This is a genomic window from Pseudomonas sp. PS01300 (assembly GCF_029960155.1).
Lineage (GTDB): Bacteria > Pseudomonadota > Gammaproteobacteria > Pseudomonadales > Pseudomonadaceae > Aquipseudomonas > Aquipseudomonas palmensis.
This window is the reverse complement of the sequence record NZ_JASCPN010000068.1, coordinates 1-18,730: the sequence shown is the minus strand read 5'-3', so window position 1 is coordinate 18,730 and position 18,730 is coordinate 1. Positions and strand designations below refer to the sequence as shown.

At 69.4% G+C, this 18,730-nt stretch carries 14 protein-coding genes; 7 read left to right on the top strand and 7 right to left on the bottom strand.

Translation table 11 applies throughout. The features are described from left to right. Positions 1 to 44: 44 nt before the first annotated feature. Positions 45 to 1,568: a PLP-dependent aminotransferase family protein gene (locus QMX96_RS23190; protein WP_282362547.1), complete on the top strand. Its 1,524-nt coding sequence runs from the start codon at positions 45 to 47 to the stop codon at positions 1,566 to 1,568. 60 nt (positions 1,569 to 1,628) lie between these two features. Continuing rightward, positions 1,629 to 2,915, top strand: coding sequence for a benzoate/H(+) symporter BenE family transporter (locus tag QMX96_RS23185; protein ID WP_104573100.1), 1,287 nt, complete (start codon positions 1,629 to 1,631; stop codon positions 2,913 to 2,915). On the opposite strand, the gene QMX96_RS23180 is transcribed toward QMX96_RS23185, so the two are convergent. From QMX96_RS23180 to QMX96_RS23150, 7 genes are read right to left on the bottom strand one after another with little or no spacing between them, the layout of a single operon-like run. Beyond that, on the bottom strand, positions 2,809 to 4,644 hold the full coding sequence (locus QMX96_RS23180; RefSeq protein ID WP_282362546.1) for an ABC transporter ATP-binding protein: 1,836 nt from the start codon (positions 4,642 to 4,644) through the stop codon (positions 2,809 to 2,811). The two genes, QMX96_RS23185 and QMX96_RS23180, sit on opposite strands and share 107 nt — an antisense overlap. Then, positions 4,641 to 5,459, bottom strand: a complete 819-nt coding sequence (locus QMX96_RS23175) for an ABC transporter permease (RefSeq protein ID WP_043860485.1) — start codon at positions 5,457 to 5,459, stop codon at positions 4,641 to 4,643. The genes QMX96_RS23180 and QMX96_RS23175 overlap by 4 nt, the downstream gene beginning before the upstream one ends. 12 nt (positions 5,460 to 5,471) lie before the next feature. Next, positions 5,472 to 6,533 (bottom strand): ABC transporter permease, encoded by a 1,062-nt coding sequence (locus QMX96_RS23170; RefSeq protein WP_043860484.1) that lies wholly within the window; start codon positions 6,531 to 6,533, stop codon positions 5,472 to 5,474. Continuing rightward, a complete protein-coding gene (locus QMX96_RS23165; RefSeq protein ID WP_282362545.1) occupies positions 6,526 to 8,100 on the bottom strand; it encodes an ABC transporter substrate-binding protein in 1,575 nt (524 codons plus the stop codon). The genes QMX96_RS23170 and QMX96_RS23165 overlap by 8 nt, the downstream gene beginning before the upstream one ends. Before the next feature lie 10 nt (positions 8,101 to 8,110). Beyond that, entirely contained in the window at positions 8,111 to 9,286 is a 1,176-nt protein-coding gene (locus QMX96_RS23160; protein WP_282362544.1) for an LLM class flavin-dependent oxidoreductase, read from the bottom strand. A 10-nt stretch (positions 9,287 to 9,296) separates the two neighbouring features. After that, positions 9,297 to 10,031 carry a class II aldolase/adducin family protein gene (locus QMX96_RS23155; protein ID WP_043860481.1) on the bottom strand — a complete coding sequence of 245 codons (735 nt, stop codon included), beginning with the start codon at positions 10,029 to 10,031 and terminating at the stop codon, positions 9,297 to 9,299. A 15-nt stretch (positions 10,032 to 10,046) separates the two neighbouring features. Continuing rightward, on the bottom strand, positions 10,047 to 11,102 hold the full coding sequence (locus QMX96_RS23150) for an ABC transporter substrate-binding protein (RefSeq protein ID WP_282362543.1): 1,056 nt from the start codon (positions 11,100 to 11,102) through the stop codon (positions 10,047 to 10,049). A 290-nt stretch (positions 11,103 to 11,392) separates the two neighbouring features. Here QMX96_RS23150 and QMX96_RS23145 point away from each other — a divergent pair, with 290 nt between their 5' ends. The 5 genes from QMX96_RS23145 to QMX96_RS23125 all read left to right on the top strand — a co-directional run bounded on the left by QMX96_RS23145 (position 11,393) and on the right by QMX96_RS23125 (position 18,647). Then, a complete protein-coding gene (locus QMX96_RS23145) occupies positions 11,393 to 12,610 on the top strand; it encodes an acyl-CoA dehydrogenase family protein (protein ID WP_282362542.1) in 1,218 nt (405 codons plus the stop codon). Positions 12,611 to 12,665: 55 nt separating this feature from the next. Beyond that, on the top strand, positions 12,666 to 14,444 hold the full coding sequence (locus tag QMX96_RS23140; RefSeq protein ID WP_282362541.1) for an ABC transporter ATP-binding protein: 1,779 nt from the start codon (positions 12,666 to 12,668) through the stop codon (positions 14,442 to 14,444). Continuing rightward, complete coding sequence (locus tag QMX96_RS23135) at positions 14,437 to 16,260, top strand: ABC transporter ATP-binding protein (RefSeq protein ID WP_054915370.1); 1,824 nt, start codon at positions 14,437 to 14,439, stop codon at positions 16,258 to 16,260. The genes QMX96_RS23140 and QMX96_RS23135 overlap by 8 nt, the downstream gene beginning before the upstream one ends. A gap of 183 nt (positions 16,261 to 16,443) precedes the next feature. After that, positions 16,444 to 17,592, top strand: coding sequence for an LLM class flavin-dependent oxidoreductase (locus QMX96_RS23130; protein WP_282362540.1), 1,149 nt, complete (start codon positions 16,444 to 16,446; stop codon positions 17,590 to 17,592). Next, positions 17,589 to 18,647 carry an ABC transporter substrate-binding protein gene (locus QMX96_RS23125; protein WP_282362539.1) on the top strand — a complete coding sequence of 353 codons (1,059 nt, stop codon included), beginning with the start codon at positions 17,589 to 17,591 and terminating at the stop codon, positions 18,645 to 18,647. Before QMX96_RS23130 ends, QMX96_RS23125 begins: the two co-directional genes overlap by 4 nt. Positions 18,648 to 18,730 lie beyond the last annotated feature (83 nt).

Here is an 18,730-nt window from a genome sequence, read left to right as displayed (position 1 = left end):
GCAGGTCAGCATGCCGGCCTGCCCTTCTTCACTGCACAGACGTCATGGCCCACAGTTTTCAACTCGACACCCTGAAGATCCGCCTGGCCGCCGCCGAGCTGGCCCCGCTGGAGCTGCGCGTGCGGGTACAGCGCGCCCTGCGCGAACTCATTCTTGCCGGCGAACTGCCGCCGGGTTGCCGCCTGCCCGCCACCCGCACCCTGGCCAGTTCCCTGGGACTGTCTCGCGACACCGTGGAGATGGCCTATGTGCAACTGCAGCTGGAGGGCTGCATCTGCCGCCGCCCAGGCTCGGGCAGCTATGTGGCCGAGCACCTGGGGCCGCGTCTGCTGGGTGCACGCCCCCCGCGCACCGGCGCGCCGCAGCACGCGCCTGCCACCGTCGGCCTCAGCGCCCGTGGCGCGGCGATCCTGGCCAGCGGCGGGGTCAGCGACCAGCAGCAGGTCAAGGCCTTCGCCACCGGCCTGCCCGAGACGCGCAACTTCCCCCTCGACACCTGGGACCGCCTGCAACGCCAGGCCCAGAAGGACTACCGCGCCCAGGTGCTGCTGCATGGCGACCCGCTGGGTGCCGCGCCGCTGCGCCAGGCCATCGCCCGCTACCTGAACCTGGAACGCGGCGCCAGGGTGCACGCCGACCAGGTGCTGGTGCTGAGCAGCGCGCGCCAGGCGCTGTACCTGTGCGCGCAGGTGCTGGCCGACCCCGGCGGGCCGATCCTGCTCGAAGACCCGGGTTACTTTGGCGCGCGCAAGGCCTTCGAGATGGCCCAGCTGCAGGTGGTGCCCGTGGCCGTGGATGAGCACGGCCTGCGCACCGACCTGCTGCGTGCCGACCGCAGCGGCGCCAACACCGTCTACGTCACCCCGTCGCACCAGTACCCCACCGGCGTCACCCTGGCCCTGGAGCGGCGCCTGGACCTGATTGCCTGGGCCGCCGAGCGCAACGGCTGGATCATCGAGGACGACTACGACAGCCAGTTCCACTACGACGGCCTGCCCACCGCCTGCGTGCAGGGCCTGGACAGCGCGCAGCGCACGATCTACCTGGGCACCTTCGCCAAGTCGCTGTACCCCGGCCTGCGCATGGGTTTCATGGTGCTGCCGCCGGCCCTGGTCGCGCCCATGAGCCACGCGCGCAGCATGCTCGACGGGCACACCCCGCAACTGGCCCAGTTGACCCTGGCGCGGTTTATCGAAGACGGCCATTTCGCCGCGCACATTCGCGCCATGCGCACGCTGTATGCCGTGCGCCGCGAGGCCATGGCCGAGGCACTGCACCAGCACCTGGGCGGCATCGCCAGCGCGCAGCTGCCACCGGGCGGCCTGCAGATGCTGTGCCGCCTGGAGCATGGCTGGAGCGAGGCCGAAACGATCCGCCAGGCCGCGCGGGCGGGCATCCACCTGCCCGGCCTCAGCCGCCTGTACGCCACGCCGCCGGCACAGGGCGGCTGGCTGCTGGGCTTCGCAGCGCTCACCCCGCACCAGATCGGCAGTGCCGTGGCACGCCTGGCCAAGGCCCTGCGCTCCGGCGTGCGCAGCGGTCTGGCGCAGGCCAGCGAGGTGGACTGATCGGGCCACCCCTGGCGCGGATACGCTCGGCACCCCAGCCCATCCCGCAAGGACCTGCCCATGAACCGAACCGCTTCGCGCCTGCACCCGCGTGACCTCGTCTCACCCACCCTGGCCGCCCTGATCAGCGTCATGGTCAACTATGGCGGCACCTTCGTGCTGGTGTTCCAGGCCGCGCAACTGGGCAACCTGACCGCCGCGCAAACCGCCTCGTGGGTGTGGTCGGTGAGCATCGGCGTGGGCCTGACCGGGGCCTGGCTGAGCTGGCGCTACCGCGCGCCGATCATCACCGCCTGGTCCACCCCGGGCGTGGCGTTCCTGGCCACGGTCATGCCGTTCACACCCTATGGCGAGGTGATCGGCGCCTACGTACTGTGCGCCATCGGCTTCATCCTGCTGGGGCTGTCGGGGGTGTTCGAGCGGCTGGTGCGCTGGATACCGGCCGGCATCGCCGCCGGGCTGCTGGCAGGCATCCTGCTGCAGTTCGGGGTCAACGCCTTCGGCGGGGCCAGCGCCGACCCGCTGCTGGTGATCGTGCTGGTGCTCACCTACGCCGTGCTGCGCCGCTTCACCTCGCGCTTTGCCGTGGTCGGGGTGCTGGTGGCGGGCCTGGCCATGCTGCTGGCCCAGCAGCGCCTGGACCTGCACGGCGTGCACCTGAGCATGGCGCTGCCGGTGTTCGAAACTCCGCAGTTCAGCCTTGGCGCGCTGTTCGGCGTGGCGCTGCCGCTGTTCGTCATCACCCTCACCGGGCAGTACATGCCGGGCATGCTGGTGCTGCGCAACGACGGCTACACCACCAGCGCCAACCCGATCATCACGGTCACCGGGCTGGGGTCGCTGCTGATGGCGCCGTTTGGCGCCCATGCGTTCAACGTGGCCGCCATCACTGCGGCCATCTGCACCGGCAAGGACGCGCACCCCGACCCGGCCAGGCGCTACCTCGCCGGCATCGCCTGCGGGGTGTTCTACGTCACCGTGGGGGTTTTCGGCGTGACCCTGGCCAGCCTGTTCATGGTGCTGCCGCGCACCTTCGTCACCACCCTCGCCGGGCTGGCCCTGCTGGGCGCCATCGGTGGCAGCCTGGCCAGCGCGATGGGCGATGCGCGTACCCGCGAGACCGCGCTGATCACCTTTCTGGCCACCGCCGCCAATGTCACCCTGCTGGGTATCGGCGGCGCGTTCTGGGGGTTGCTGACCGGCCTGCTGGTGCATGCGCTGATGCACGCCGGCCGCCCGCTCAGCCCAGCCGTGGCGAGTGCGCCAGCAAGCCCTGGGTGTACGCCGCCTGGGGGTGGTCCAGCACATCCTGCGCCGGCCCCTGCTCGACAATCCGCCCTTCCCTGACCACCACCACGCGGTCGGCGATGGCGCGCACCACGCCCAGGTCGTGGGTGACGAACAGCAGGGTCATGCCCTCGCCCTGCAACTGCTTGAGCAGCGCCAGGATCGCCGCCTGCACCGACACGTCCAGGGCCGAGGTTACCTCGTCGCAGATCAGCACCGAAGGCTCGCACACCAGCGCGCGGGCAATCGCCACGCGCTGGCGCTCGCCACCCGACAGATGATGCGGGTACTTGTGCGCCGCATCCGGGGGCAGCGCGACCCGTGCCAGCGCCGCGTCGATACGCGCCCGGCAGGCCGCACCCTTGAGGCCGAAGAAGTGCTCCAGGGGCGCTTGCAGGCACTGCGCCACGGTCTGGCGCGGGTTCAGGGCGCGGTACGGGTTCTGGAAGATGTACTGGATACGGTGGCGCGTGGCCGCGGGCCGCTGGCGCGCCAGCAGGCTCAGCGGCTGCCCATCGAAGGTCAGCTCGGCCTGGGCGGTATCGCCCAGCCCCGCCAAGGTGCGCGCCAGGCTGGTCTTGCCCGAGCCCGACTCGCCCACCACCGCCAGGCATTCGCCCTTGTACAGGTCCAGCGACAGGTCGAACAGCACCTGGCGGTCGTAGCTCAGGTTGAGGTCGCGCAGGCTCAGCAGCGGCGTGTCAGCGCAGCTGAGCACCGTTGCCGGCACCACCGCCGGCGCGGCCACGGCGGTCAGTTGCGGGTGCAGGCAGGCGACCTGCTGCGCGCTGTCCAGCGCATTCAGCGACGGCTCCAGCGAGGTGCAGGCAGCGCTGCGGCGCGCGCACCGCGGGGCGAAGGCGCAGCCTTGCGGGCGCTGGCCGGGCGCCGGGGCATGGCCGGCAATCGCCTGCAACGGGCGCTGGCGGGCCACGTCCGGAATCGCCGCCAGCAGGCCCAGGGTGTACGGGTGCGCGGGCCGCGCGAACAGGCGTTCGCGCTGCGCCACCTCGACGATGCGCCCGGCGTACATCACCATCACGCGGTCGACCAGGTCCTTGATCACGGCCAGGTCGTGGGACACGTACACCGCTGCCACCCCCTGCTCCTTGCACAGCCTGCGCAGCGTTTGCAGGATGTGCGCCTGGGTGCCGACGTCGAGGGCGGTGGTGGGTTCGTCGAGCACGATCAGGCGCGGGCGCAGCACGAAGGCCAGGGCCAGCATCACCCGTTGCTGCTGGCCGCCGGACAGTTGATGGGGGAAGCGCCTGAGAAACTCGCGATCGCCGGGCAGGCCGACGTCCACCAGGGTCTGCTGCAGGCGGTCGGCCTGGGCCGCACGGGCAAGCTGCGGCTCGTGGGCCAGCAGGGTTTCGCGCAGCAGGTTGCCGATGCGCAGCGCCGGGTTGAGGGCCATGGCCGGGTCTTGCGCAACATAGCCGATCAGCCCGCCGCGGGCACGGCGCAGGGCATCGCCCTTGAGCTCGAGCAGCGAGGCACCGGCAATGTCGATGCGCCCGCCGGCAATCTGCGCACCACGCCGGGCATGGGCCAGCAGCGCGGTGGCCAGGGTGGTCTTGCCCGAGCCGGACTCGCCGACAAGGCCGAGGATTTCACCGGGGGCCAGGCTGAAGTGGATGTGGTCGATGATATCGGCGCCGCTGGCGAGTTCGACCCGCAGGTTCTCGACCCGCAACGCTTCGCCGGCAACGCCGGCTCCTACAGACGGTGCAAAACCTGTAGGCGCCGGCGTTGCCGGCGAAGAGGCCATCAAGGCATGCGCATTCATTTGCGTTCTCCCGCACTGTGCCGGGCAATGCCCTCGGCCAGAATGTTGGTGCCGTAGGCGAACACCCCGATCAGCAGCGCCGGTGCCAGCACCGCCCACGGCTGCACCAGCAGCCCGGCCTGGTTCTCGTTGATCATCAGCCCCCAGTCCGCCGCCGGCGGCGCCACGCCGTAACCCAGAAAGCTCAGGCCCGACAACATGCCCACGCCCCAGGTCAGCATGTTGCCAAAGTGCACCAACAGCGGCGTGAGCACGTTGGGCAGGATCTCGCGCAGCAGAATCCGCGTGCGCGAAAAGCCCATCATCTGCGCCGCCTCCACGAACTCCTGGCTGGCCACCGCCACCGCACTGCCGCGCGCCAGGCGGATCACGCCGGGGGTAAAGGCAATTGCCACGGTCATCACGATCAGCCACGGCGCGCGCCCCAGCATCGACACGATCAGCAGCACCAGGATCAGGTCCGGAAACGCCAGCCACACATCCGCCAGCCAGGTGATGGCCTGGTCCAGGCGCTGGCGCGACAGCCCGGCCAGCAGCCCCAGCGCCGTGCCCAGCACCAGCGCAATGGCAGCGGCCGCCAGCGACATCCACAGGATCGACACACCGCCACCGAGCAGCCGCGACACCACGTCGTGGCCCAGAAAATCATGCCCCAACGGCGCCTCGCCGCTGGGCGGCCCGTACACCCCGCCAACCATGTCGGTGGGCGCATGCGGCGCCAGCCACGGGCCCAGCAGCGCCAGCAGCACGATGGCCAGGGTCACCAGCCCACCCCGACGAATTTGCGGCTCACGCCAGACACTTGCACTGAACATGCTTTCTTCCTCTCAAGGGGCCTTGGCTGCCGGGCGGCGCCACCAGCTCTGGATGCCGCGACGGTTGCGCTGGATCAGCGTGGCCCGCCGCGCGGTGCGCAGCCTGGGGGTCAGCAGCACGGTGAGCAGGTCGGCCAGCAGGTTGATCGCCACCACGCCCAGGGTGATCACCAGCACCACGCCCTGGATCAGCGGCAGGTCGCGCATCTGGATCGCGGTGTTGAGCTGGGTGCCGATGCCGGGGTAGCTGAAGATCACCTCGGCCAGCAGCGCGCCGCCGATCAGAGTGCGCAAGGTCAGGGCCACGCCCTGCACCGCCGGCACCAGCGCGTTGGGCAAGGTGTGGCGCCACACGATGCGCCATTCGGGCACCCCGCGCAGGCGCGCCGCACTCACGTAGTCGGATTCCAGCGCCTCGATCATCGAGGCGCGTACCAGCCGCGCCAGGTACGGCAGCGACGACAGGCTCAGGGCCAGGATCGGCAGCAGCAGAAACTCCAGCTGCTGCCACAGGTGCTTGTCCGGGTCGAGGATCGACACCGCCGGCAGCAGGCTGAACTGCGGCATGGAAAACAGCAGCACCAGCCCGATGGCCAGCAGAAAACCCGGGGTGGCCTTGAGAAAGATCAGCGCCGACAGCGCCCAGCGGTCCAGGCGGCTGTCACGCCGCAGCGCCAGGCTCACGCCGATGCTCAACGCCAGCGGCACCACCACCAGCAGCACGCCGCCCAGCAGCGCCAGGGTATTGCCAAAGCGCGCGAGAATGATGCCGGCCACCGGTTGGTTCGAATCCAGCGAGATGCCCAGGTCGCCGTGCAGCACCTGCCCCAGCCAGCTCAGGTACTGCAGCAGGATCGGCCGGTTCAGGCCCAGTTGCTCGCGCAGGGTCTGGATGCTCTCCAGCGGCGCGTCGGGGCCCAGGATCACCCGCGCCGGGTCCGAGGGCAGCGCCTGGGTGGCGATGAACACCACCAGGCTGATGACCCAGGCGGTGAGCAGGCCGTAGCCCAGGCGCCCGATGAACCAGGGCAGCCAGGCCGGCAGTCGATGAGAGGTTGCGCACGGTTCAGGCATGGTTCAACCACAGGCTGTCAAAGCGCCAGGAGGCGAAGGTGGTCTGTTCGCCGTGCAGGCCGCCGACCTTGTTCGAGGCGGCGTCCAGCACGTCGGTGAAGCCCCAGATCAGCAGGCCGCCGCGCTGGTGCTGAATGGCCTGCGCCTCGTGTACCAGTTGCTTGCGCTGCGCCAGATCCGGCTGGCCGAGGGCCTGGGTGAACAGCGCACTGAAGCGCTCGTCACGGAAGTTGCTGCGGTTGTAGATCGCCAGCGGTGCATCGTTGTGCAGGCCGGTGGCCAGAAAGCCGCGGGCCGGTGTCGAGCCGGGCGACATCAGCCACTGCTCCTTCTGCGGGCCGTTGAATACCGAGGCGTCCACCGGCGTGACCTTGACCTGGACCCCGGCCTTCTTCGCCTGCTGGGCGAACACCAGGGCAGCGTTGATTTCGTTGGCGGTGGTGGTCAGTTCTATGCGCAGGTCGGTCTGCCCGGCCTGGCGCAGCAGCGAACGGGCCTGGACCAGATCGAAGGGGCGCTGGGCGATGGCATGGTTGTAGGTGGGGTCGGTTGGCGAATACAGGTCGTTGGCGATGCGCCCGAAACCGTTGAGGCCACGGCCCACCAGCTCCTGGCGGTCGGCCAGCAGGCGGAAGGCCTGGCGCACCCGCTCGTCCTGGAACGGCGCCTTGGCGGTGTTGAGGTTGAAGCCACTGAACGAGGTGGTGGGCGACACCACCAGTTGCAGGCGCGGGTCGGCCTTGAGCAAGGCACTGTGCTCGGCCTGCACGCCGCTGGCGATGTCGATCTGCCCGGCACGCAGGGCGGCCACGCGCGATACCTGGTCCTTGAATTCGATGATCTCCAGCTCGTCGGCGTACGGCTGGTTGGGCTTGTAGTAGTTTTCGAAACGGCTGAACAGCGCACGCTGGCCCGGCACGAAACGTTTGAGCCGGTACGGGCCGGCGCCCACCGGGTTGCTGACCGGGTCGTAGTCGGTGGGCACGATGCCGCCGAAGGCAATCAGGGTCTCGTCCAGCGGGAAGAAGCTGCGGCCCTGCTTGAAGCGGATCTCGATGGTGCGCTCGTCGAGCTTGCGCAGCGCCTGGCGGTCGATGGCGCCCACCAGCCCGGCAAATGGCGAGGCAAGTTTCGGGTCGGTCAGGCGCAGGATCGAGAACAGCATGTCGTCGGCGCCGATGCTCTTGCCGTGGTGGAACTCCAGCCCCGGCTTGATGCGAATGGTCCAGGCGCTGGCATCGGCATTGGGCTCGGCAAATTCGGCCAGGCCCAGGCGCGTGCTGACGTCGTCGTTCCATTCCCAGAACTTGCTGTACAGCGCCCAGCCGCGAATGATCCCGCCACCGGAAGGCTTGTGTGCATCCAGGTTGCCGGCCTGGTCGCCGTCGATGATGCCGACGCGCAGGCGCCCGCCGTGCACCGGGGTGCCCGGGCGTGCGATGGCCGCCGCGTTGCTGGCAGGCCCGCCGGCATCGCAGCCGCCCAGCAGGCTGGAGCCCAGCAGCAGGCCGCCACCGACGGCCAGGCTGTTGCCGAGGAAGATCCGGCGCGAGAATTCATGAGGCATGGGCAGCTCCTTAGGCCGGCTCGACAGCGGTGCGCGCACCCAGGCGCGGGATCTCGAACCCGTGGTCCAGTTCCAGCAGCGGGAACAGCAGGTCGGCCACCCGGTGCGCTTCATCGATCAGCGGAAAGCCCGAGAGAATGAACGCCGAGGTGCCCTGCTGCTGGTACTCGCGAATGCGCTCGGCCACCTGCTCGGCACTGCCCACCAGGTAGGTGCCGGACGACGGGCCGAGGATGTCGAAGCCGAACAGGCTGGGGCCGGTCCACACGTTGGGGTAGATCTCAAGCTCGCGCGCAGTGGGCAGGCGCCCGTCGCGGATGCTCTGCACGTTGCGCTGCACCTGCGGGTTGTCGCTGTGGAAGGTGTCCAGGGTCTGGCCCGGCGGCAGGCGGCGCTCGATGGCGGCGCGGGCGGTGGCCAGGGAGGTCTGTTGCAGCAGATTCTCGGCATGCGCCCAGGCTTGGGCCTCGGTCTCGCGCACGATGACCTGCAGGCGCGTGCCGTAGGTCAGTTCGCGGCCGATCTTCGCCGCTTCGGCGGCCACGCGGCGGAACTTGTCGCCCAGCCTGGGCGGGGTGTCGGCAAAGCTCAGGTACACGTCCAGCAGTTGCACCGAATGCGCCACGCCCACGTCCGAGGTGCCGGCGCCCCACAGGGGTACCGCCAGGCGCTGCGGCGGGTGCCAGCCGCCCAGCGGATGGCGCGCCGCCGCAGCCGGGCGTGGCGCGAGCTGCACGTACTGGCCGTCGAAACCGGCGGTGTCGCCGGCATAGATGCGCTGGAAGGCGCGCCAGTATTCCAGGCTGAACTGGTAGCGCTCATCGTGCGGGTAATGCACACCCAGGGTGGCCAGGCCCGCGTCGCTGCCATTGACCACGTTGAACAGCAGGCGGCCGTTGGAGAACTCGTCGAAGGTCAGCGCCCACTTGGCCAGCACCGCCGGCGACAGCTCGCCCGGGTGCTGCGCCACCAGAAAGCGCAGGCGCTCGGTGGCATCGATCAGTGCCGCCGACACCGCCAGGCTCTCGTTGGGGCTTGAACCCAGCAGGGCGCCGTAGAACCCCAGGCGGTCACTGGCCACCGCCAGTTGCCTGAGGTGGGCGAAATCGGTTTTCCAGCGCCCCTGGGGCTCCCACGGGTAGGGGCCGTCGGGGCTGGTGAGGTACCACAGGATCTTGATGGCCATGGCAGGTTCCTCAGGCGCGTGGGCGGTCGATGGCCGGGACCAGGCCCAGCGCGTGGGCGCGGTCGATCAGCTTGCTCATGTTCCATTGCTGGGTGAGCACGCCGGGGCCGTAGGGGCGCGAGCCGCCGATGGACTCGGCCAGCAGTTGCAGTTGCGCGCCCTCCTCCAGCAGCAGGATGAATTCGGCGGTGGCGCGCAGGCCCTGGCGCCCCCACACGGTCGCACCGCCGTTGGCTTCGAGAATCGCCGGGGTGTAGGGGTTCTCGGCCAGGCGCTCGAGAATGAAGTCGACCTCGTCCTGGCGCCGGTCGATGTACACCGGCAGCTCGCGGGCCAGCTGGTAGCGCTGCACCGGCACGTAGTGGAACGGCAGGCTGCGCTGGGTCTGCGCCCAGGCGCCCAGGTACGGGGTGTGCACGTGGGACACCGTGGTGATGCCGGCGTCTTCGCGAAACAGCCGGGTGTAGCGGCCCAGCCCGCCCTTGCCCTGGCCATGCACCAGGTTGCCGGCAAAGTCGCTGACCGTGGCCTGCAGCGGCTTGCGGTAGTCCCACGGGCCTGGGTAGTTGACCGACACCAGCAGCTCGCGGCCCGGTACGCGCTCGATGAAGCCCACGGTGCCGGCGGCGGTGATGGTGTTGGTTTCGCGGAACACGGTGAAGGCCTGTTCGGCCTCGTGCAGCACCTGCTCGATGAAGGCCTTGAGGTCGGCGTCGATCAGGTGCTCGGTGGTCAGTACGGTCATGGCGGACTCCTTGGTTCAGGCGCGGGCGCGCCGGGCCAGCAGTTGATGGGCAGCTTGCAGTGGACGCGGGTCGACCCAGTCGGCGAGGTTGAAATCGGCTTCGAGAAAGCCATGCAGGTTGAGGAAGGTCTTCTGGATGTCCAGGTAGCCCAGGCGCTGGGCCGAGAGGTCCGGGGCCAGGGTGGTGTGGAAGTCGCCACGGTAGGCTTCGTCCACGCCCTGGGCGCCGGCGCGGGTCTCGTCCTGCAGGATGCGCAGCAGTGCCTCGCGGTTGTGGCTGACCCAGTCGGCGGCGCGCAGGGTCTGCGCCAGGAAGCGCACCACCAGCTCGAAGTGGTTGTCCAGCAGGCTCTGGTGCACGGTGATCGGCCGTGGCGTGCCGTTGTTGATGCGGTAACGCGGGTCGCTGATCTGGTCCAGGTCGATGCCCACCACCAGGCCCAGGCGGCGCGCTGCATCGGCAGCGGCGGCGCCCTTGACGTACACCGCGTCGACCTCGCCACGGGCCAGGTAGTCCAGCCCCGACCACAGGCGCTGCAGGCCCTGCTCGGGGGTGGGGGCGTCGTCCTGGTTGTGCAGCGCCACTTCCACCAGTTCGACATCGTCGAAGCTCAGGCCGGCCAGGCTCAGCGCGCCCTTGTAGCCATGCAGGCTCATGGCACGGGCGATGCTGCCCGGGCGGTTGTCGCCCCAGGCCGGCAGCGCCAGGCGCTTGCCCTTGAGGTCCCGGGCGCTGCGGATGCCGGAGTCGGGGCGTACCAGGACGGTCTGCCATTCCTCGATCCAGGTCAGGCCGATCAGGCGGCTGGGCGAACCGGCGGCGCGGGCGGCCAGGGCCGGCACGTTGCCGCCCTCGCGAAACAGCCCGGGCAACTGGTGATCGTAGTGGTGATGGCCGAGCTGGCGGGCCTCCTGCAGGGTCTCCACCGGCAGGCCGTCGGCGGCGAATTCCTCCCCCAGCCAGCCCAGGGTGTAGGCGATGCCGGAGGCGGTCGGCACCGGGCAGCGGGTGAACCAGATCTGTTCGAGGGCCGGTGCGGCAGGCAACGGCAAGGTAGCGGCGATTGACATGGGCATGTTCCATCAAGCGAAGGTAGCCATGCCATTGCAGCGCCCGTGCCAACTCACCAACTCATTGTTTTTGTTGGTTTTCTAGAGACCTTCTGAACACCGGGTGCTGGCCTGGCAGCAGTGTTGCAGCTGCCCTGCTGCTGCCAGAGCAACAATCGGCGCCCCGCTGCTGCCCCAGCAGCACCCCGCCGCCCGCACCTGGCCGCAGTCCTTGTGGCACAAGGCTTTGCGGCGTGTGGCACAGAACCTGCTCAAGGGCCTGAAACCTGTTCATTCAAGGAAGCCCCAGCATGAGTACCCCGCCCCGCCGCCTGGAAAGCGCCGCCCAGGCCATCGCCGCCGCCCATGAAATCGCCGGCCAGATCGCCGAGCTGGCCCGCGACCGGCACAACAACCGCCAGTTGCCGCGTCGCCAGGCCCAGCTGCTGTCCGACAGCGGCCTGACCGCCATCGGCGTGCCCGCGCAGTTCGGCGGGCTGGGCGCTTCGGTACAGACCATCGTCGAGACCGTGCGCATCGTGTCCGCCGCCGACGGCGGTGTCGGGCAACTGCTGCAGATTCACAACGTGATGCTGCGCGGTGTGCTCAGCGGCTACCCGGATGAAGTGCGCGAGCGCCTGATCGCCGACCTGCTCGCCGGCAAGCGCCTGGGCAACGCCCTGGCCGAGGTCGGCGGCAAGAACAAGTTCGCCCTCAAGACTCGCATCGAGCGCCGCGAAGACGGCAAGCTGGTGCTCAACGGCAGCAAGTTCTACTCCACCGGCTCGTACCTGGCCGAATGGATCTCGCTGACCGCCGCCAGCGACGACGGCGGCGCCGGGGTGCTGCTGCACCGCGACACGCCGGGCCTGACCCTGCTCGACGACTGGGACGCCTTCGGCCAGAACAACTCGGTGAGCGGCACGGTGCAGTTCGACAACATCGAGCTGGACGAGCGCTATGTGCTGCGCCGCCAGGGCCCGATGAAGCGCACCGGGCTGACCTTCCCGCAGATACTGCACGCGGCCATCGACACCGGCATCGCCGCCGGCGCCCTGCAGGCCGGCATCGACTACCTCAACCAGCACGCGCGCCCGTGGGTGGAGAGCGAGGTGGAGCGCCCCAGCGAAGAGCCGCACATCATCCGCCAGATCGGTGAATACGCCGTGGCCCTGCGCGCCGCCGAATCGCTGCTGCGCGATGCCGCACGGACCTTCGATGCGCACGAGCTGGCCCCCGACGACAAGGCCCTGCAGGACGAGCTGATTCTCTCGGTAGCCACCGCGCGGGCGCACTCGGATGCCGCCTCGCTGAAGATCTCCAGCGACATCTTCTCGCTGCTGGGGGCCAGCGCCTCGCTGAGCAAATGGAACCTGGACCGTTTCTGGCGCAATGCGCGGGTGCACACCACCCACGACCCGATCCGCTGGCGCCTGCACCACGTGGGCAACTACTACCTCAACGGCATCGACCCGGGCGAATACACCGCCATTCTCGCCGCCAGGCAGAGCGCGGGCGCCAGCCGCTGAACACCGGGCGCGGGGCCTGCCCTGCGCCTGCTTTCCCCTTTGCCTCGAGTTTTCCATGAGCCCTCGACACCCGCTGCTGCGCAGCCTGGCGATCTACCGCGAAATGCCCTGGCGTTTCGCCCTGGTCGCCGGGCTGTTCGTTTTCATCAACCTGGGGCTGGTCTGGCAGCAATGGCTGATCGGCCATGCGCTGAACGACGTGAGTGCCGGCGCCGCCGTGGTGCGCCTGGCCGATGGCAGCCTGGATGCACGCCTGGCCTGGCACTGGTTCTGGCTGATAGCCGCGGTGGCGCTGGGCCGCGCGGTGTTGCAGTACGCCGCGGCCATCGGCTCGCTGGTGCTCGGCCAGGCGCTGCTCACGCGCCTGCGCGAGCGCCTGCTGGCCCAGGTGCAGGCCCTGCACCTGGGCTACCACTGGCAGCACGGCATGGGCGAGATGGTCACCCGCACCACCCGCGATGCGGACAAGGTGCGCGATGCGCTGATCAGCTTCTGGCGCCAACTGGTGGAAACCCCGTTGGTGGTGCTGGCCACCGTCGGCCTGCTGGCCTGGTACGACCCGTGGCTGGCCCTGGGGCCGCTGCTGCTGACCGTGCTCGGGCTGGGCATCTTCGTGCACCAGACCGAGCGCCTGGTGGCACTGGACCGGGCCGTGGGCGCCGCCTACGACCGGGTCAACCAGGACCTGGCCGAAGGCATCGGCGCGGTACGGGTGATCAAGTCGTTCGGCCTGCAGGCCCAGCGCATCGAGGGCTTTGCCGCGCAGGTGCAGGTGTTTGCCGGGCATGCACGCCAGGCGCTGGCCTACGCCAGCTCGCGCATACCGCTGCCGCAGGCGGTGGTGGCGCTGGGGCATGTGTGGATCCTGGTGGTCGGTGCGCAGCTGGTGGCCCAGGGGCACATCGGCATCGGCGAGCTGGTGACCTCGCTGCTGATCGCCACCACCCTGGTGTTTCGCATCGAAGGCATCGGCCGGGTGATGCAGACCTTCGCCGACGCGCGCGCCTCGGCCGAGCGTATCTGGCAGTTGCTCGATGCGCCGGTACACATCGTCAGCGGTCAGCAGTCGCTGCCCCCGGGGCCGCTGGGCCTGAAGCTGGAGGCTGTCGGCGTGGCAGCGCCCGGCGGTGGGCATGCGGTGCTCAGCCAATGCTCGTTGCAGATAGAACCCGGCGAGGTGGTCGCGCTGGTGGGCGCCACGGGCACCGGCAAGAGCCTGCTGGCCAGCCTGCTGCCGCGCCTGACCGAGGCCGACCAGGGCCGCGTGCTGCTGGGCAGCGCTGCACGGGGCTGGCACGACGTGCGCACCCTGGCGCTGGATGAACTGCGCCGGCGCGTGCATGTGCTGCCCCAGGAGAGCTTTCTGTTCGCCGACAGCCTGGCTGCCAACCTGCGCCTGGGTGCGCCCACGGCCAGCGACGCGCAACTGCTCGATGCACTGCGCCAGGCCAGCGCCGAGGACATGCTGGCGCGCCTGCCCCAAGGCCTGGACACGCCGCTGGGCGACCGTGGCGTGACCCTCTCGGGCGGCCAGCGCCAGCGCCTGTGCCTGGCCCGCGCCCTGCTGGCGGCCCCCGACATCCTGTGCCTGGACGACGCCACCAGCGCGCTGGACGCGATCAGTGAACAGCGTGTGCTCGACACCCTGCGCCAGCGCCGCAGCGATGGGCATGCGCCGACCCTGCTGCTGATCGCCAGCAAGCTGAGCACCGTGCAACTGGCCGACCGCGTGCTGCTGCTGAGCAGTACCGGCATTGCCGACAGCGGCAGCCATGCGCAGCTGCTGCAACGCAACCCGACCTACCGTGAACTGCTGGGGATCGAGCATGGCTAAGCCGCAAGCGGGCACTGCCCTGAGCGATATCGAAATAGAAGAATTGCTGGCAAGAAAGGCCCTGGACCGCAGCATGTTCCGGCGCCTGCTGCCGCTGCTGCGCCCGGTGCGCCGGCAGATCGGCTGGGTGATCGGCCTGGAGCTGGTGCTGGTGTTCACCGTGTTTCTGCGCCCGTGGTTCGTGCGCGAGCTGCTCGATCACGGGCTGATCCATGACGGCAACGCCTGGCTGCTGGACCCGCCGCTGGTGCTGTGGCTGGGCGCGGGCCTGGCGGCAAGCTGGCTGGGGCGCTTCGTGCTGGCGGGGCTGTCGCAGTACATCGCCGGCAGCGCCGCGATCAGCGTGCTCAACGACCTGCGCGTGCGGGTGTTTGCGCACGTGCAGGCGCTGAGCGTGGGCTACTTCGACCGCACCCGCGCCGGGCGCATCATTTCGCGGGCCGACCGCGACGTGGACGCGCTTGAGCCGCTGCTGATCCAGGGCCCGCCCGAGCTGCTCGGCGCCCTGCTGCGCTGCAGCCTGGCGGCGGTGATGCTGTGGCTGATAGAGCCGCTGTTCTTCTTCAGCCTGATCGGCAGCGTGCCGTTGCTGCTGCTCGCCACCTGGGGCTTCAAGCGTATCGCCCAGCGCAACTGGGCGAAGGTCGCGGAAAACCGCAGCCGCTTCACCGCCCACCTGGTGGAGAGCGTCAGCGGCGTGCGCCTGCTGCAGCAGACCGGCCGGCAGCAGACCAACCTGCAGCGTTACCAGGGCCTGCTGGACGACTTCAACCGCGCGCTGATTCTGGGCAGCCTGCGCTCGGGCTGGTTCGCGCCGTTCACCGCGCTGCTGGCCGCGATGGGCATGGCGGTGCTGGTGCTGGTGGGTGGCTACGGGCTGGCCGAGGGTTCGGTGACGGTAGGCCAGGTGGGTGAAAGCCTGTTCTACGTGATGCTGTTTCTGGGGCCGTTGCAGGAGCTGACCGACCTGTTCGAGCGCTATGCCACCGGTTCGGCTTCGGCGCAGCGGATCTTTCTGCTACTGGACACCGCGCCGCAGATTCTCGACCCGCAGGTGCCCGTGGCGTTGCCCAGGGCGCGTGGCGAGGTGCGCTTCGAGCAGGTGCGCTTTGCCTATGAGCGTCAGGCGCCAACGCCGGTGATCGACGGGCTGGACCTGCACATACGGGCGGGCGAGGTGCTGGCATTGGTCGGGCCGTCGGGGCATGGCAAGAGCACGCTGGTGCAGTTGCTCACGCGCTTCTATGACGTGGACGGCGGCGCGGTGAAGCTCGATGGCATCGATGTTCGCCAGTTGAGCCAGCAGCAGTTGCGCCGGCACGTGGGTGTGGTGCTGCAGGACAACGTGCTGTTTGCCGGCAGCATCCTCGACAACCTGCGCCTGGCAGCACCGGGGGCGGACGATGCGACGCTGATCGCGGCGGCCCGCGAGCTGGGCGCCGATGAAGTGCTGGAGCGCCTGCCGCACCAGTACGCGACCCAAGTGGGGGCGCTGGGCGCGCACCTGAGCCATGGGCAGCGTCAGCTGGTGTGCCTGGTGCGGGCGTACCTGGCAGACCCCGCGGTGCTGGTGCTGGACGAAGCCACCTCGGCGGTGGACGTGCATACCGAGCGGCGCATCCAGCGGGCGTTGCGTCGGCTGTGCGAGGGGCGCACGGCGATCATCATCGCGCATCGGCTGGCGACCATTCGCGAGGCGGACCGCATCGTGGTGATCGGCCAGGGCCGCCTGGTGGAGCAAGGGCCGCATGCGCAGTTGCTGGCCAGGGGTGGGGCGTATGCGGCGCTGCATCGCAGCTATGCGCGGGCCGGTTAGGGCCAATCGCGGGTCAAGCCCGCTCCCACAGGGGGGCATTGCTCTGGTGCTGCAACCGCCGCACCCACTGCTGCTGCACTGCTGCCCTGGCAGCAGTGCAGCAGCCCACCCCCCGCAAAATCGGGCCCGCACCGCGTGGCATGACGGTTGCACCACCTCTGGCACATTCACCGAGGAACAGCCATGAGCACCGAATTCTTCTGGCGCCTACCCCTGGGCACCGACGGGCCACAATTGAGCACCGACCGGCACAACCGTGGCAGCTTCAGCCACCAGCACGGCCATATCGCACCCGGCCGGCTGGCAGACGGCCGCCCCGACGGCTTCACCTATATCGACTACATCGCCCAGGTGGCCAAGGCCGCCGAACTGGCCGGCTTCGAAGGCGCCCTGCTGCCCACCGGCCCCGAACCCTGGATCGTGGCCGCCGCACTGGCCCGCGAAACCCGCCGCCTGCGCTTTCTGATCGCCTTCCAGGCCGCCTGGACCCTGCCCGCCTACGCCGCACAGCAGGCCGCCATCCTGCAGCACCTGAGCCACGACCGCCTGGACTGGAACATCATCACCGGCGGCAACCCCGCCAGCCAGCGCGCCCAGGGCGACTTTCTCGACCACGACCAGCGCTACCGGCGCACCGGCGAATTTCTCGACATCATCGACGGCCTGTGGCGCAACGAGCACTTCAGCTACCAGGGCGAGGTCTATCAACTGGACAACGGCGCCCTGCCCGAGCACCTGGGCCATGTACGCAAGCCGGGGGTGTACTTCTCCGGCTTCTCCGAGCCGGCCCTGGACGTGGCTGCACGCCACGCCGACGTGTACCTGAACTGGGCCGAGCCGATCGAGCAGCTCAGGCCGCACATCGAGCGCGTGCGCGAGCTGGCCGACAGGCAGGGCCGCACGGTGCGCTTCGGCCTGCGTGTGGACCTGTTCGCCCGCGAAACCGAAGAGGCCGCCTGGCGCGACCTGCGCCGCCAGTTCGACAGGCTCGACGGCAGGCCCAGCGCCCTCTCCAGCACCTTCAGCACTGCCAGCGACTCGGTCGGCGGCGCCCGCCAGAGCGCCTATCACCAGAACATCCAGCGCTTCGACGACCTGATTCTTGGGCCAAACCTGTGGGCCGGTTTCGCCAAGGCCAAGCCCGGCCCCACCGTGGGCCTGGTGGGCAGCCACCAGAACATCGCCGAACGCCTGGCCGAGTACCGCGACGCCGGCTTCTCGACCTTCATCCTGGCCGGCAACCCGCACCTGGAAGAAGCCCTGCGCATCGGCCAGGAAGTGCTGCCGCTGGTGCAACAACGACAACCCATCAAGGATCCGATGCCCCTATGACCACCCCTCTCGATACCCTCTGGTACACCCACAGCCCGGTGCCGACCGGCCTTGGCATCGCCGTGCAGACCGGGCGCCTGGCCGAGGCGTTCCAGCCGATGGGCACCTCGATCCAGTCGCTGCGCGAGTCCAGCGAGCGCGAAGTGCGCGAAGCCCACTACGACCATCACCTGCCCAACTCGGTGCGCCACGGCGGCAACATTCCGGCGATCTGGGCCTACGCCAGCGGCGTGCAGACCCGCGTGCTGGGGCTGAGCTGGGCCGATGAGGTGCAGTTGATCCTGACCACCGAGGACAGCGGCGTGAAAAGCGTGCGCGACCTCAAGAACCGCCGCTTCGGCCTGCCCAAGTGGGCCAACGTGCAGATCGACTTCACCCGCGCCCAGGCCCTGCGCGGGCTGGAAAACGCGCTCAGGCTCGAAGGCCTGGACGTGGCCGATGTTGAGCTGGTGGACTACCCCTACGGCGGCACCCACAGCGACGAGCAGGTCACCCATGTGCATGGCGCCACGGTGACCCTGGGCATGAACCGGGTGAGCCGGCGCAACAACGAACTGATCGGGCTGCTGCGCGGCGACATCGACGCGATCTTCCTCAAGGGGGCCTCGGCCTTGCAACTGGCCCACGAGTTCGGCCTGCGGGTGGTGATCGACACCGGCTCGCACCCCGACCCGCTGATCCGTTCCAACAACGGCACGCCGCGCACCCTGACTGTTGACCTGAACCTGCTGCAACAGCATTTCGGCGCGTGCACGCGCATCGTCGACGTGGTGCTGCGTACCGAGCAGTGGGCCTGGGCCAACCCCGATGAAACCCGGCGCTACCTGGCGCGCGAGCTCAACACCAGCGAGTACTGGGTGGCGGCGGCGTATGGCGAGGACGCGCACCGACGCCTGCGGACCACGCTGGACAGTCGCTCGATCGAGGCGCTGCAGGATTTCACCGATTTTCTGCATCGGTGGCATTTCATTGCGCGGCGCTTCGATGTACGCGACTGGATCGATTTCAGTGTGCTGGAGGCGGTGATCGGGTCGACGTCGCGGGTGGCCACCTGATTGCTGGGGCTGCTTTGCAGCCCATCGCGGGTCAAGCCCGCTCCCACAGGATTCGCACGGTCCGTATGGGAGCGGGCTTGACC